At 70.4% G+C, this 15,102-nt stretch carries 12 protein-coding genes and 1 pseudogene; 5 read left to right on the top strand and 8 right to left on the bottom strand.

Annotation, left to right across the window (positions count from 1 at the left end; genetic code table 11):
- Positions 1–6 precede the first annotated feature (6 nt).
- Positions 7–1,846, top strand: a pseudogene (locus tag ACZZ98_RS04215) (glycoside hydrolase family 3 protein).
- 103 nt (positions 1,847–1,949) lie between these two features.
- Here the strand turns inward: ACZZ98_RS04215 and ACZZ98_RS04220 are convergent.
- From ACZZ98_RS04220 to ACZZ98_RS04235, 4 genes are all read right to left on the bottom strand, one after another.
- Complete coding sequence (locus tag ACZZ98_RS04220) at positions 1,950–2,348, bottom strand: DUF2568 domain-containing protein (RefSeq protein ID WP_463515073.1); 399 nt, start codon at positions 2,346–2,348, stop codon at positions 1,950–1,952.
- Complete coding sequence (locus ACZZ98_RS04225; protein ID WP_463517717.1) at positions 2,348–2,965, bottom strand: NADH-quinone oxidoreductase subunit B; 618 nt, start codon at positions 2,963–2,965, stop codon at positions 2,348–2,350. The genes ACZZ98_RS04220 and ACZZ98_RS04225 overlap by 1 nt, the downstream gene beginning before the upstream one ends.
- Positions 2,966–3,026: 61 nt before the next feature.
- Complete coding sequence (locus ACZZ98_RS04230) at positions 3,027–3,386, bottom strand: NADH-quinone oxidoreductase subunit A (protein ID WP_463515074.1); 360 nt, start codon at positions 3,384–3,386, stop codon at positions 3,027–3,029.
- Positions 3,387–3,455: 69 nt separating this feature from the next.
- Positions 3,456–4,541: an SGNH/GDSL hydrolase family protein gene (locus tag ACZZ98_RS04235; RefSeq protein WP_463515075.1), complete on the bottom strand. Its 1,086-nt coding sequence runs from the start codon at positions 4,539–4,541 to the stop codon at positions 3,456–3,458.
- Between the two features lie 564 nt (positions 4,542–5,105).
- Between ACZZ98_RS04235 and ACZZ98_RS04240 the strand changes: the two genes are divergently transcribed.
- Genes ACZZ98_RS04240 through rarD form a run of 3 tightly spaced genes read left to right on the top strand, consistent with a single transcriptional unit; the run spans position 5,106 to position 9,035 of the window.
- Complete coding sequence (locus tag ACZZ98_RS04240) at positions 5,106–6,974, top strand: 2-oxoacid:acceptor oxidoreductase subunit alpha (protein WP_463515076.1); 1,869 nt, start codon at positions 5,106–5,108, stop codon at positions 6,972–6,974.
- Complete coding sequence (locus tag ACZZ98_RS04245; protein WP_463515077.1) at positions 6,971–8,074, top strand: 2-oxoacid:ferredoxin oxidoreductase subunit beta; 1,104 nt, start codon at positions 6,971–6,973, stop codon at positions 8,072–8,074. Before ACZZ98_RS04240 ends, ACZZ98_RS04245 begins: the two co-directional genes overlap by 4 nt.
- A 4-nt stretch (positions 8,075–8,078) precedes the next feature.
- Entirely contained in the window at positions 8,079–9,035 is a 957-nt protein-coding gene (gene rarD, locus ACZZ98_RS04250; protein ID WP_463515078.1) for an EamA family transporter RarD, read from the top strand.
- Positions 9,036–9,134: 99 nt separating this feature from the next.
- Here rarD and ACZZ98_RS04255 read toward each other — a convergent pair whose 3' ends face one another.
- The 4 genes from ACZZ98_RS04255 to ACZZ98_RS04270 form a co-directional block, all read right to left on the bottom strand.
- On the bottom strand, positions 9,135–10,052 hold the full coding sequence (locus ACZZ98_RS04255) for a type IV toxin-antitoxin system AbiEi family antitoxin domain-containing protein (RefSeq protein ID WP_463515079.1): 918 nt from the start codon (positions 10,050–10,052) through the stop codon (positions 9,135–9,137).
- Between the two features lie 160 nt (positions 10,053–10,212).
- Positions 10,213–11,532, bottom strand: a complete 1,320-nt coding sequence (locus ACZZ98_RS04260; RefSeq protein ID WP_463515080.1) for a D-arabinono-1,4-lactone oxidase — start codon at positions 11,530–11,532, stop codon at positions 10,213–10,215.
- Positions 11,529–12,701, bottom strand: a complete 1,173-nt coding sequence (locus tag ACZZ98_RS04265; protein ID WP_463515081.1) for an amino acid deaminase/aldolase — start codon at positions 12,699–12,701, stop codon at positions 11,529–11,531. The genes ACZZ98_RS04260 and ACZZ98_RS04265 overlap by 4 nt, the downstream gene beginning before the upstream one ends.
- A complete protein-coding gene (locus ACZZ98_RS04270) occupies positions 12,698–13,708 on the bottom strand; it encodes a GlxA family transcriptional regulator (protein ID WP_463515082.1) in 1,011 nt (336 codons plus the stop codon). The genes ACZZ98_RS04265 and ACZZ98_RS04270 overlap by 4 nt, the downstream gene beginning before the upstream one ends.
- 71 nt (positions 13,709–13,779) lie before the next feature.
- Here ACZZ98_RS04270 and ACZZ98_RS04275 point away from each other — a divergent pair, with 71 nt between their 5' ends.
- On the top strand, positions 13,780–15,102 hold the full coding sequence (locus ACZZ98_RS04275; protein WP_463515083.1) for an MFS transporter: 1,323 nt from the start codon (positions 13,780–13,782) through the stop codon (positions 15,100–15,102).

Genomic DNA, 15,102 nt, shown 5'->3' on the forward strand with positions numbered 1-15,102 from the left:
CACCTCATGAAGCCCGTCACCCGCACTGCCATCGACGGCACGGCATACCGCGACCTCAACGGCAACGAAGTGATGGACCCCTACGAGAACCCCCACCTCGACGTGGCTTCTCGTGTCGAGGACCTTCTCGGCCGGCTCAGTCCGGCCGAGAAGGTCGGGCTGATGTTCCACACCGTCATCGAGGCCGGTGAGGACGGCCACGTCCTCGAGCACCCCGGCCGGATCAGCAAGTCGGCCACGACCGACGTCGTCCTGGGCAAGCACCTCACGCACTTCAACGTGCACGCGCTCGGCGACGCCCGGTTGGCGGCACGGTGGCACAACGAGCTTCCAGACGATCGCCGAGAGGTCTCCACACGGCATACCGGTCACGGTCTCCACCGACCCACGGCACGCCTTCCTCGAGAACGTCGGCACCTCGTTCGCCGCCAACGGGTTCTCGCAGTGGCCGGAGTCCCTCGGGCTCGCGGCCCTGCGGGACCCGGCGCTGGTCGAGCAGTTCGCCGACATCGCGCGCCAGGAGTACGTCGCGGTCGGCATCAGGGCCGCCCTCCACCCGACGGTCGACCTCGCCACCGAGCCCCGGTGGGCGCGCCAGCCGCAGACGTTCGGTCAGGACCCGGCGTTGGTGACCGAGCTGGGCCTGGCCTACCTGCGCGGGTTCCAGGGCGGCGAGCTCGACGCGGAGAGCGTGGCCTGCACGGCCAAGCACTTCCCCGGCGGGGGCCCGCAGAAGGACGGGGAGGACGCGCACTTCCCCTACGGCCGCGAGCAGTCCTACGAGGGCGGTCGTTTCGCCGCGCACATGGAGCCCTTCCCGCCGCTCATCGACGCCGGCGTCGCGGGGGTCATGCCCTACTACGGCATGCCGATCGGGCTCACGGTCGGCGGCGAGGCCATCGAGGAGGTTGGCTTCGGCTACAACGAGCAGATCGTCACTGGCCTGCTGCGCGAGAAGCTCGGCTACGAGGGCGTCGTCCTCACCGACTGGGAGCTCGTCAACGACAACCACGTGGGTGACCAGGTCCTGCCCGCCCGGGCCTGGGGGGTCGAACACCTCACCCCCATCGAGCGGATGGAACGCATTCTGCGCGCGGGCGCGGACCAGTTCGGCGGCGAGGAGTGCGTCGAGCTGCTCCTCGAGCTCCTGGAGGCCGGTCGCGTCACGCAGGACCGCATCGACGCCTCGGCGCGGCGCCTCCTCGCGGTGAAGTTCCGCCTCGGGCTCTTCGACAACCCCTTCGTCGACGAGGACGCCGCGAGCGTCACCGTCGGACGTGAGGACTTCCGGACGGCGGGGTATGCCGCCCAGGCCCGTTCCGTGACCGTCCTCCAGAACGGCGTGGCCGGCTCGGCCGCCACGCTGCCCCTCACCGGGACGCCCCGGATCTATGCCGAGAACCTCTCCGACGAGGCGGTCGCGACGTTGGGGGACCGGGTCGGGCGCCCCGCCGACGCCGACGTCGCGGTCGTGCGGCTGACCGCGCCCTTCGAGGCCCGCGACGACCTCTTCCTCGAGGCGTGGTTCCACCAGGGGTCGCTGGACTTCCCGCCCGGTCTGGTCTCGCGGCTGCAGGCCATGGCCTCGGTGTGCCCGCTCGTCGTCGACGTCGTCCTCGACCGCCCGGCCGTGCTCACCCCGCTGCTGCCCTTCGTCTCCGTCCTCGTCGGCAGCTTCGGCACGAGTGACGACGCGCTCGCGGACGTCCTCGCCGGACGGATCGCTCCCGAGGGTCGGCTTCCGTTCGACCTGCCCCGCTCGATGGAGCAGGTGCGTCGGCACCATGCCGACGTCCCGGGCCTCGGCGACCCGCTGTTCCCGTTCGGTTTCGGCCTGACGCCCTGACCCCCCAACCCCCTCACCCCCTCACCCCCGACTTGTTGCGAGTTCGGGTCAGGCTCGCTGGAGCTCGCACGACCCGAACTCGCAACAAGTCGGTTTGGGGGGGTCAGCGGCGGCGCTTGCGGGAGCGGCGACCGTCCTCGAGTGGCGCCCGAGGCGGAGCCGGCGGCGGGACGTTCCCGTCGAGGGCGAGCTGGGCCAGGACGAGGACCAGCCCGGCGCCGATGAGCACGAGTCCGAACCGGGAGTGGTCCAGCCCTAGCAGTCCAGCGCCGACGGCGGCCACCGCACCCCCGGCGACGAGGGCGCGCGGCACCTTGGGGATGCGCCGTCGGGCGCGCGGCGCGATGAACAACCCCCAGAGGGCGGCGACGAGCACCACCGCGAGGACGCCCACGACCGTGCCGGCGATGCCACCGCCCACGAGGGCGGAGGCGAGCAGGAAGACGCCCACCATGAAGCCGAGCTCGATGACGAACGCCAGCAGCCCGAGCAGGACGAGCATCAGAGCGGCCTCTCGACCCGCCCTCGGGTCACCTCACCGGCCGACGCCGTCCGGTGGGCGGTGTAGCGGGGAGCGCCGGCCGAGCCGTCACCCGGGCCGACTCCCCCGGCGCCGCCGAGCCGCTCGGAGATCGCCCGGCCCGAGAGCCTCTCGCCGGCGATCTGCTCCTGCAGCTTGATGATGCCGTGGAGGAGGGCCTCGGGTCGGGGCGGGCAGCCGGGGACATAGACGTCGACGGGGATGAGCTGGTCGACGCCCTTGGTCACGGAGTACGAGTCCCAGTACGGCCCACCGGAGTTGGAGCAGGCGCCGAAGGAGATGACGTACTTCGGCTCGGGCATCTGGTCGTAGAGGCGGCGGATCGCCGGCGCCATCTTGTCGGTGACCGTGCCGGAGACGATCATGAGGTCGGCCTGCCGCGGACCGGGAGCGAACGGGATGACGCCGAGCCGGATGAAGTCGTGCCGGCCCATCGACGCGGCGATGAACTCGATGGCGCAGCAGGCGAGACCGAAGTTGAAGACCCAGAGCGAGTAGCGGCGACCCCAGTTGAGGACCACCCTGATCGGCTTGGGAGCGTGCTCCGCGAGCGGCCCGACGCGCGGCATCGGCAGCATCACGGGCTGGTCGGCGCTCACGAGCCCCACCCTAGGTCAGGCGCCGGGCGACACGAGGCGCTCACGTCCAGCGCAGCAGTCCACGGCGGGCCGCATGGAGCAGCCCGATGACGATGATGCCGATGAAGATCCCGATCTCGACGAGGGAGGCTGCTCCCAGCTGCGGGTCACGGAGCACGTAGGCCCACGGGAAGAGATAGACCGCGTCGACCGCGAAGACGACGTAGAGGAAGGCGTAGGAGAGGTAGCGCACCTGGCTCTGGGCCCACCCGGCGCCCACCGGGTCGACGCCGGACTCGTAGGTCGTGAGCTTGGCCGGGGTCGGTGCGCGGGGGGCGAGCAGGGCCCGCGCACCCATCGCGGCGATGACGAGGAGGAGGCCGGTCGCCAGCACCGCCGCAGCAGCCACGTATCCGGTCATGCTGCTCAGCGTAGCGAGGTGGGCGGCGGCCGTCCGGGAGCCGCCGCCCACCCGAGTCCGAAGTCCTGGTCAGCGACGGTCGCAGCGCAGGACGTCGAGGTCGACCGCCTCACCCATGGCCCGGTTCCCGGCGTCGTTGGGGTGGAGCCCGTCACCGAAGAACTCCGCCCGCAGCCGCGAGTGGTCCTGAGGGTCCTGGGTGGCCGCGGCGAAGTCGACGACCCCGTCGAACAGGCCCGAGGTCCGGATGAAGTCGTTGACGGCGACGCGCACCTTCTCACCCTCCGGGTCCATGAAGACCGAACCACCGAAGGGAAGGATCGTCCCGCCGACGACGCAGCGACCGGCCGCGTGCGAGCGCTCGACGAGCATCCGGTAGCCGTCGATGATCTCGTCGGCCGAGGACCCGGCGCCGATGTCGTTGACGCCCTCGAGGAGCAGGACCGTGTCGACTCCGGGCTTGGTCAGCACGTCGCGCTCCAGTCGCGACAGCGCGGCGTCCCCGGCACCACCGGGCCGCGAGACCCCGCTGAGGACCCGGTTGCCCGAGATCCCCTCGTTGACGACGCCCATCTGCCGCACGGGCGGCAGCTCGGCAAGGCGGTCGGCCAGCACATCGGGCCAACGCCGGTTCGCGTCGAGGGTGGTGCCCACACCGGCAGTGATCGAGTCACCGAGCGTCGCCACGGACTGCGCCTGCTTCGGCACCTCGACCGTGAGGCCATCGAGGAAGAACCACACCGCGGACTGGGTGCCGTACGCCTGCGCCGACTCGTCGGCCGCATGGTCGCCCGTCGACGACTTGAAGGTGCTCTGCATCGACCGGTTGTGGGCCGTGAGCTTCCCGCTCGAACCCGAGACGTGCAGGCTGACGGCCAGCGTCCGCTGCGCCGCGAAACGGCCCGGCAGCGGGTCGCTCAGTGCGGTCGCACCGGGCGGGATCTCGATGGTCGTGTCCCCGTCGTTGAAGGTCAGTCGTCGGTTGGAGCCGGGCACGATGACTGCCCCGCCGGCGCTCGTGCCGACGTAGGCGCTGTCGAAGACGAGGTTCTTGTCGCCCTTGGCATTCGAGAGCCGCACCCTGAGCCCGGTCCCACCGATCGAGGTGTGGACGACGTTGCGCACCGTCATGTCGGTGAGCTCCCCGCCTGCCATGTCGTCAGACGTGCCCCAAGTTGTGACCGTCCGGCTCGACGGGGCTGACGCCGCGGACGGGGGAGGTGGGGCGGCGCTCGCCGACATCAAGGGCCCGGCGGCGAGAGCGGCGCAGGCAACGGCCGCCAGGGCTGTCGTGATGGGGCGAGCGGAGCGGGGAGACCGCGACGTGTGGGTACTGAGTTGCATCAGGTTGTCCTTCGAGAGAGTCGTCGGCCGACGGCGACTCCTCCTGCACCGTCCCGGGGGCCGATGGTCGCACGCGGTCGCCGTCGACCACTGGTGCCCCGATGCCACCAGCGCCCTACGTCACGCGGACACCCCTTGCACAGGACATCGCGTCGAACGACCCGCACCGTGCCACGAGCGGCGGCGTCGGACCGCTGGGAGGCGACGAGCGGCATACCCGGCAGTGGGGCGGACGAACGGTCGTCGCCCCTACGACGGCATCCGGTCGATGTTGTTGGACACCTCCATAGCCTTGCCTTACCCCGGTCGTACGATGGAGGTACACGTCGGGTCACGACGAAACGTCCCGACTGACGTCTCTCGAGTCAGGTGTTCATGTCCAGCAAGACCGTCCAGAAGCTCGATCGCGTCGTCATCCGCTTCGCTGGGGACTCCGGTGACGGGATGCAGCTCACCGGGGACCGGTTCACCTCCGAGACGGCCTCGATGGGCAACGACCTCTCGACCCTGCCCAACTTCCCCGCCGAGATCCGCGCGCCCCAGGGGACGCTGCCCGGTGTGTCGAGCTTCCAGCTCCACTTCGCCGACCACGAGGTCCTCACGCCCGGTGACGCCCCGGACGTCCTCGTCGCCATGAACCCGGCCGCCCTCATGGCCAACCTCGGTGACGTGCCACGTGGCGCGACGATCATCATCAACACCGACGAGTTCTCCAAGCGCGCGCTCGCCAAGGTGGGCTACGCCGAGAACCCCCTCGACGACGGCTCGCTCGAGTCCTTCCACGTCCACGCCGTGCCGCTCACCTCCATCACGGTCGATGCACTGGCGAAGTTCGAGGGCCTGACCCGCAAGGAGAAGGAGCGCGCCAAGAACATGTTCGCGCTCGGCCTCCTCTCGTGGATGTACACCCGGCCCACGACCGGCACCGAGGCGTTCCTGACGAAGAAGTTCGGCGCCCACCCCGAGATCCTCGAGGCCAACCTCACCGCGCTGAAGGCCGGCTGGAACTACGGGGAGACGACCGAGGACTTCGCGTCGAGCTACGAGATCGCTCCGGCGGTGATGCCGCCGGGGACCTACCGCAACATCACCGGCAACACGGCGCTGGCCCACGGCCTCGTGGCGGCCGCCCACCAGGCGAAGCTGCCCCTGGTGCTCGGGTCCTACCCGATCACCCCGGCCTCCGACATCCTGCACGCCCTGTCGTCGCTCAAGCGCCACGACATCACGACGATGCAGGCCGAGGACGAGATCGCCGGCATCGGCATCGCCCTGGGCGCGAGCTTCGGTGGCGCGATCGGCGTCACGACGACGTCCGGTCCGGGCGTCGCGCTGAAGTCCGAGATGATCGGCCTCGCCGTCTCGCTCGAGCTGCCGCTGATCATCGTCGACGTCCAGCGTGGCGGGCCCTCGACCGGGCTGCCGACCAAGACCGAGCAGTCCGACCTGCTCCAGGCCATGTTCGGCCGCAACGGCGAGTCGCCCGTGCCGATCATCGCGCCGTCGACCCCGGCCGACTGCTTCGAGGCAGCCTTCGAGGCGGTCCGGATCGCCACGGCATACCGCACTCCCGTCTTCCTGCTCAGTGACGGCTACCTCGCCAACGGGTCCGAGCCGTGGTCGGTCCCGGAGGTCGCCGACCTGCCCGACCTGTCGGTCGAGTTCGCCAGCGCCCCCAACGGCGTCGACGTCAAGGGCGAGCCGGTCTTCCACCCCTTCCTGCGCGACCCCGAGACGCTCGCGCGTCCGTGGGCGGTCCCCGGCACGCCGGGTCTCGAGCACCGCATCGGCGGCATCGAGAAGGCCGACATCACCGGCAACATCTCCTACGACCCCGACAACCACGACAAGATGACGCGCCTGCGCGCCGCCAAGGTCGCGGGCATCGCCGGTATCCCCGACGTCGTCGTCGAGGACCCGGCGGGTGACGCGAAGCTGCTCATCCTCGGCTGGGGTTCGACGCAGGGCCCGATCGCGGCCGCTGTCAGGGCTGTGCGCAACGCCGGTCACTCCGTCGCCTCCGCGCACCTGCGCAACCTCAACCCGTTCCCCGCCAACCTCGGCGAGGTGCTGCGGTCCTATGACCGCGTCGTCGTCCCCGAGATGAACCTCGGCCAGCTGTCGATGCTGCTGCGGGCCGAGTTCCTCGTCGACGTCCGCCCCCACACGTCGGTGCGCGGCCTGCCGTTCTCCACGGTCGACCTCGCCGACGTCATCCTCACCCACCTGGAGGAGGTCACGTGACCACCACCGAGCACACCCACAGTGACGCAGCCGCACGCCCGAGCGGACTGGCCGGCATACCCCTGCTTGCTCCTGACGCCGCGAAGCAGACCAAGCGCGAGTTCACGTCCGACCAGGAGGTGCGCTGGTGCCCGGGTTGCGGCGACTACGCCATCCTCGCGGCGGTGCAGTCGTTCCTCCCCGAGCTGGGGCTCAAGCGCGAGAACATCACGTTCGTCTCCGGCATCGGGTGCTCGAGCCGCTTCCCCTACTACCTCGACACCTACGGCATGCACTCGATCCACGGTCGCGCGCCGGCCATCGCGACCGGTCTCGCGACGTCGCGTCCGGACCAGAACGTGTGGGTGGTGACCGGCGACGGTGACGCGCTGTCGATCGGTGGCAACCACCTCATCCACGCGCTGCGCCGCAACGTCAACCTGACGATCCTGCTGTTCAACAACGAGATCTACGGGCTGACCAAGGGCCAGTACTCCCCCACCTCGCGGGTCGGCCAGGTCACGAAGTCCACGCCGATGGGGTCGGTCGACCAGCCGTTCAACCCGGTGTCGCTGGCGCTCGGCGCGGAGGCCACCTTCGTCGCCCGCACGACCGACACCGACCGCAAGCACCTCACCGGGATCCTGCGTGCCGCCGCCGAGCACCGCGGCACCTCGCTCGTCGAGATCTACCAGAACTGCCCGATCTTCAACGACGGCGCCTTCGACCTCATCAAGGACCGCACCCAGCAGGAGGCACGGCTCGTGCACCTGCTCGACGGCGAGCCGGTGCAGGTCGGGCCGCAGGACGACCGCAAGACCTTGGTGCGTATGCCGGGTGGTCGCCTCGAGTTCGTGTCTGCGGCTGACGCCGTGGGCGCGGATGTGGTCGTCCACGACGCCGGGGCCGAGGACCCGAGCCAGGCGTTCGCCCTCTCGCGGCTCGACTCCCCCGAGATGACGCACGTGCCGATGGGCATCTTCCGCTCGGTCTCCCGTCCGACCTATGACGACGGGGTGCGGGCGCAGGTGCAGGCCGCCATCGACACCGCGGGTGGTCCGGCGACCGACGACGACCTGGGTGCACTGCTCAGGGGCCGCGACACCTGGACCGTGGCGTGACTGCATGAGCCCACCCCTCGCGGGTGATGCCGGTGAGCTGCGGCGCGGGACGATCTTCGCCTTCCTCGCCTACGGCATCTGGGGACTCTTCCCGCTCTACTTCCACGCGCTGGAGCCGTCCGGCGCGTTCGAGATCCTCGCGCACCGCATCCTGTGGACGCTGCTCTTCTGCGTGGGCGTGCTCGTCGTGCGCCGTGACTTCGGCTGGGTGGCCTCGGTCGTGCACCGTCCGAAGCTGCTGGGTGGGCTGACCCTCGCCGCACTGCTCATCGCGGTGAACTGGGTCGTCTATGTCCTTGCCGTCCTCACCGGCCGGACGTATGCCGCTGCCCTCGGCTACTTCCTCAACCCCATCGTCACGGTGGGGCTGGGTGTCTTCGTGCTCAAGGAGCGACTCCGCCCGCTGCAGTGGGCGGCCGTGTCCGTCGGCGCGGTGGCGGCGGTCTACCTCACCGTGGCCGGGGGCGAGTTCCCCTGGATCGCGGTGACGCTGGCGTTCTCGTTCGCCTTCTACGGACTGGTCAAGAAGAAGGTCGGGGCGACGCTCGACGCGATGCACTCCCTGACGGTCGAGACGCTGGTCCTGGCACCGGTCGCCGTGGGGGTCCTCGTCTGGCTGGCCGCTCAGGGATCGACGACCTTCGGCGCGGAGGGGCCGTGGCACACGGGACTGCTCGTCGCAGCCGGCGTCGTCACCGCGATCCCGCTCCTGCTCTTCGCAGCTGCCGCCCGCCGGATCCCGCTCGTGACGATCGGGCTCATCCAGTTCCTCACGCCGATGCTGCAGCTGATCTGCAGCGTGCTCCTGCTGGGCGAGCACGTCACCGGCGCTCTCTGGGTCGGCTTCGCGATCGTGTGGCTCGCCCTGCTGCTCCTCACGGTCGACTCCCTTCGCCAGGGCCGCACGAACCGCCGCGCCCGTCGCGACGCGGCCGGCCCAGACCCCGAACCCTGCCCCTGACCTCACCTTTCCCGCCTGAAGTGGGTTTCTCTCACCTCGCCTGATCGCCGCGACCAAGCGGAGTGAGAACTTGGTGTCAAGACGAGCGATCCGGCGTGTTCAGGCAGCGGCGCGAATCGCGGTGCGGACCTTGGCCGCCACCACCCCGGGCTTTTCGAGGTCTGCCCAGATGATGCGAACGACCGTGTATCCCAGTCGGCGGAGACGATCCTCGCGCTTCTTCTCCGCCCACAGGACCTCCGGATCGCCCTCCCCGAACTTCATCTTGCCGTCGAACTCGACGACGACATTCGTTCCGTCCACGAGGAAGTCGACCCGCCCCACGAGGTTGCCGAACGCGTCGCGGATCTCGACCTGGGGTGTGACTCGTATGCCGGCCAGCTCCAGGCCGATCCCGCACCGGGACTCCCCCACGGACTCGCGCAGACCGCACATGAGGGCTGCCATCGAGCGTGCCTTGTGGGCGTCCGGCCAGTTCTCGACGCCAGCAACGGCGGCCCCGAGGGCTTCAGTGGTGACCACGCCATGGTGCAGCGCATGGTCCGCGCTCGCCACGCCTTGCTCCGTGCCGTAGTCCATGGCCAGCTGCACCAGGGCGTCGGCCGGCGTTGCCGCTGGGCCCCAAGGCGTCTCCACCGCCGTCCCCCGCGTTGGCCGCACCCGTAGTCCGCGGACTCCGGTGGAACGACTGATGGGCCTCAGCACCTGGGGCCTGCTCAGCTCACAGCCCCAAACCGCGATGTCGTGGGCCAGCACCGCGGTCACACTGGCAAACATCAGATCGGGATAGATGAGCCGCGACCCCACGGCGAGATGCCTGTGCCACCTCCTCGGTGAGGTGGCGTCGACGACCTGCGCCACGGCATACAGGGATCGCATGGGATGCAGCGCGACGCCATCGGCGACGGCGCGCGCTAAGGAGGACTTGTCCATGCCCGTGCGGTGCGCTTGGGCTGTCGTGAACATGCCGTCCTGCCCGGCAGCGAGGGTGAGGAGAAGCGGCTCGAGGGAGGTCATGATCCCGACTGTGGCCGACGCCGGGTGTCGCCGCAGGGCGCTCTCCTCCATCTGTGGACAGACGTGAGGCGAGCCTGTCCCTGTGGACAACGTGGGCCGCGGCAACAAGCTTCTCACTTCGCTTGATCGCGGCGACCAGGCGATGTGAGAGAAACCCACTTCAGGCGGGAATGTTGGGCGTCCAGGGGCCGAGGAGGTGGGTAAGGTGGTCGTTGGCGAAGCGACGGTCGGGGTCGACGCGGTCGCGCACCGCCAGGGCGTCACCGAACCGCGGGTAGAGGCGGGCGAGGTCCTGCGCGCCGAGGGTGTGCAGCTTGCCCCAGTGCGGGCGCCCGGCGTGCTCCCGCACGATCGCCTCGAAGGCCGCGAACACTCCCCCGTCGCCCATCCGGTGGTACTGGTGAACCGCGACATAGGCGTTCTCCCGCTCGTATGCCGTCGACAGCCACACGTCGTCCACTCCCGTCGAGCGGACCTCGACCGGGAACGGCAGAGCAACGTCGTGGCTGTCGATCCACGCCCGGAGCGCTCCGACGACGGCGGGCAGCGAAGCCCGCGGGACGGCATACTCGCTCTCCCGGAAGCGGACGTCGCGGGAGGTGCAGAAGACCTTCCACGACGTGTCGGTGTACTCCTTGGCGCCGAGCACCCGGGCGCTCACCTGGTTGAGGCGAGGCACGATGCCCGGCCGGGCTGCCGCCGCCCGGTTGACGACGCCGAAGACCTTGTTGCTGAGGATGTCCTCGTCGAGCCGTTCGCGCCACGCAGGCTGGGGCCGACCGGGGTCTGTGTCGTCCAGGCGTGAGTTGCGCTTGAGGAGAACGCGGTCCGTGTGGGGGAACCAGTGGAAGTCGACGTGGTCGAACTCGTGCACGAGCTGCTCGTAGCCGTCGATGACCTCGTCGAGCCGGCCCGGTGTCTCGAGCGCTCGCAGCCGGAAGGCCGGCACGCACTGGAGCTCGACCTCGGTGACGACCCCGAAGGCCCCGAGGCCGATCCTCGCCGCCTGGAAGAGCTCGGAGTGCTGGGCATCGTCGACGGAGACAACAGACCCGTCAGCCAGCACGAGCGTCAGTCCGGTGACCGCCGCCGCGATGCCCTGGTGGCGGATGCCGGTGCCGTGGGTGCCCGTCGCGATCGCGCCGGCGACGCTCTGCCGGTCGATGTCGCCGAGGTTGGGCAGGGCCAGGCCCAGCGCCTCGAGGACCGGGTTGAGGGCATGGAGCGGAGTCCCGCCCGCGACCCTGACCCGCGAGAGGTCGCGGTCGACCTCGAGGATGCCGGTCAGGTGGGTGAGCCGAAGCAGCGTGCCGCCGGTGGCGCACAGGGGGGTGAACGAGTGGCCTGCGCCGACGACCCGGACCCGCTCCTGGCGCTCGCCCACCTGCGTGACGATCTCAGCGACCTCGTCGACCGAGCGGGGTTCGAGGAGCCGCGCCGGGGTCGCGGTGACGTTGCCGGCCCAGTTGCTCCAGGTCATCCGAAGTTCTGCCCTTCACCTCGATAGCTCGGGACCGTCTCGACGAGCCGTCCCTGCTGGACGAGGTGCACGTGGTCGAACCGCTCGAGCAGCTCGCCGGCCTTGGCACCACGCAGCCACACGCGGTCGCCGATCGCGAGCCGGTCGGCGGCCGGCCCTCGCAACGGAGTCTGCACCTCGCCGGCCGCCTCGGAGCGGATGAGCGAGAGGGCTCGCCCCACTGGTGTCGGGACCCGCGTCCAGCCCGGCTCCCCGCTGGCGACATAACCGCCTCCGTATGCCGTGACGATCCCCTTCGCGGGGCGGCGCACCACCGGGAGGGCGTAGGTCATCGCGGGCCGGGGCGTGAAGTCGTCGTAGGCGTCGAAGAGGGTGGGGGCATAGAGGCCGGAGCCCGCGGCGAGCTCGGTGAGGCTGTCGGCGGCTGCCAGCCGGCCGAGGCTGCCCGTGCCGCCACCGTTGACGAAGTCGAGGTCGGTGAGCGCGCGCACGGCCTCGACGAGGGGAGCACGTCGCTGCGCCAGGTCCGCCAGCGAGCGCTTCTTGAGGGCCTTGAGGTGGGGCCCGCGGTCGGGCAGTCCGGCCACCTGGGCGTCATAGAACATCACTCCGGCCACCCGCAGCCCGACCTCGAGTGCGGCCCGGGTCACGGCCAGCGCGTCGGCGGGTGTGCGCAACGGTGAGCGACGCACGCCGAGGTGGAGCCGGCCGATGCGCAGCGAGCAGTCGACGTCGAGAGCGACCCGCACACCGCTCCCCTGACCCAGCACCCTGGAGAGCAGGCGCACCTGCTCGACGCTGTCGACCGCGACGGAGATCTCGCTGCGCAGCACGTCGTCGGCAGCCACGGTCTCGAGCCACTCCCGGTCGACGCTGGGGTAGGCGACGAAGACGTCCGTGAACCCGTGGCGCACGAGCCACACGGCCTCAGGCACGGCATACGCCATCACCCCGGCGAAGCCGGGACGGTCGAGGACCCGACGAAGCAACGCGCGGCATCTCACCGACTTGCTCGCCACCCGGATGGGTCGCCCGGCAGCGCGACGGACGAGGTCGTCGGCGTTGGCGTCGAAGGCGTCGAGGTCGACGGTGACGAGTGGCGCCGGAAGGCCCGACGTCGCCGACTCGAGGGCGTCGATGTCGACGAAGGGTGTGTCGCGGCGGCTCATGCGATCCTGCTCTCGGTCCTGCCCTCCGTGGCGCCGCGGAAGGTGCGACGGTAGGCCTGCGGTGAGACCCCCAGCGTGGCGGCACAGTGCTTGCGCAGCGAGGCACCGGTGCCGAGCCCGGCGCGCGTCGCGATGACGTCGACGGCGAGGTCGGTGGTCTCGAGGAGATGCTGTGCCTGGCGCACCCGCTGCTGGGTGACCCAGGCCGCCGGGGTCAGCCCGGTCTCCTCCCGGAACCGTCGGGCGAAGGTGCGTTCGCTCATCCGGGCGCGCCGGGCGAGGGCGGGGACGGACAGGTCCGCGGCGAGGTGGGCCATCGCCCAGGCCCGGGTCGTCGAGGTCGACGCGTCATCCATGACCGGCACCGGGCGCTCGATGAACTGTGCCTGACCGCCGTCGCGCCAGGGCGGGACGACGCAGTAGCGCGCAACGTCGTTGGCGACGGTGGCACCGTGGTCGCGGCGCAAGAGGTGCAGGCAGAGGTCGACGCCGGCCGAGAGGCCCGCGGCGGTGAGGACGTCGCCGTCGTCGACGAACAGCACGTCCTCGTTGAGGTCGACCTGCGGGTAGAGCGTGCGGAACCTCTCGGTGTGCTGCCAGTGGGTGGTGGCCGGTCGCCCGTCGAGGAGTCCGGCTGCGGCAAGGACATAGGCGCCCGTGCAGATCGAGACGATGCGCGTGCCCTTGCGGATGCGTCCCAGCGCGGCCCCCAGCTCGTCGGGCATGGTGCCGTCGAAGCGGGGCCCCGGGATCTGGGTGCCCGGGATGATGACGGTATCTGCCTGCGCCAGGAGGGACGAGTCACCGTGCGGCACAACGGCATACCCGTTGTGTGTGTTCACCGCTCCACCGTCGAGGGAGGCCATCTGGACGTCATAGAGCGGTCGGTCCTGGGAGTCCTGGGCGGAGCCGAGCACCGCTCCCGGGATCGTGGCGTCGTAGCCGATGAGCGGCTCGAGCAGCAGGACGACGACCCGGTGTTGGTGTGGCGAGCGTGGAGTGCGCATGGCTGGATCTTTGCACATTGTGGCGTTTCTGCCACTAGGCGCCAGTCGAACCGGCTGACAGGCTCTCTCCCATGACCGACGACCTCGCGGTGAGTGCCGCCGATGCCGAGCCCTTCGCCGACGACGGTGGGCGGCGACGCCGTCCGCCCCTGCACCGCGCGTGGATCGTGGCCATCGTCGGGTTCGTCACGCTCATCGGTGCCGCCGGCTTCCGCTCGGTCCCGAGCGTGCTCATCGACCCGCTCCACCAGGAGTTCGGCTGGAGCCGCGCCACGATCGGCTTCGCCGTGTCGGTCAACCTCGTGCTCTTCGGGCTGTTCTCACCGTTCGCTGCCGCGCTCATGGACCGGTTCGGCATCCGGCGGGTCGTCGTGGTCGCACTCACCCTCGTCGCCCTCGGGAGCGGGCTGACCGTCTTCATGACCCAGGCGTGGCAGCTCGTCCTGCTGTGGGGCGTCGTCGTCGGCGTCGGCACCGGTTCGATGTCGATGGCCCTCGTGGCGACCCTCGTCAACCGGTGGTTCGTGGCACGTCGCGGACTCGTGAGTGGCGTGCTCACGGCGGCCGGTGCGACCGGACAGCTGGTCTTCCTGCCGCTCATCGCGATCCTGGCCGACCGATACGGCTGGCGCACACCGGCGCTCGTCGTCGCCGCCGTCGCCCTCGCCGTGGTCCCCCTCGTGATCCTGTTCGTCCGCGACCACCCGCACGACGTCGGCCTGCAGGCCTATGGCGCAACCGCCCAGGATCCCGGGCTCCCCCTCCCCAACCCCGTGGGCAATGCCGCAACCCAGGCACTGTCGGCCCTGCGCGACGCTGCGAGGACGCGCGCCTTCTGGCTGCTCGCAGGTGGTTTCGCGATCTGTGGTGCCTCGACCAACGGTCTCGTCGGCACGCACTTCGTCCCGGCGGCCCACGACCACGGGATGCCCACGACGATGGCCGCGTCACTGCTCGCGCTCATCGGGCTCTTCGACATCGCGGGCACGATCTTCTCGGGCTGGATGACCGACCGGGTCGACCCCCGCTTCCTGCTCGTGGGCTACTACGCCCTACGCGGACTCTCTCTCATGCTGTTGCCCTCATTGCTCGGGCCATCGGTGCAACCGACCATGTGGTTCTTCATCATCTTCTACGGGCTCGACTGGATCGCCACCGTGCCGCCGACCGTGGCCCTGTGCCGTGAGTGGTTCGACGTCTCGGCGCCGGTCGTCTTCGGGTGGGTGTTCGCCTCGCACCAGATCGGTGCCGCCATCGCTGCCACGGGAGCCGGGGCAGTGCGTGACTTCACCGGGACCTACTCCCTGGCCTGGTTCACCGCCGGCGGACTCTGCCTCCTGGCAGCCGCCTTCTCATGGTTGATCCCCCGTCGTCGCACGCCGGTCGCCGCTTGA

Source organism: Knoellia sp. AC549 (assembly GCF_979258975.1).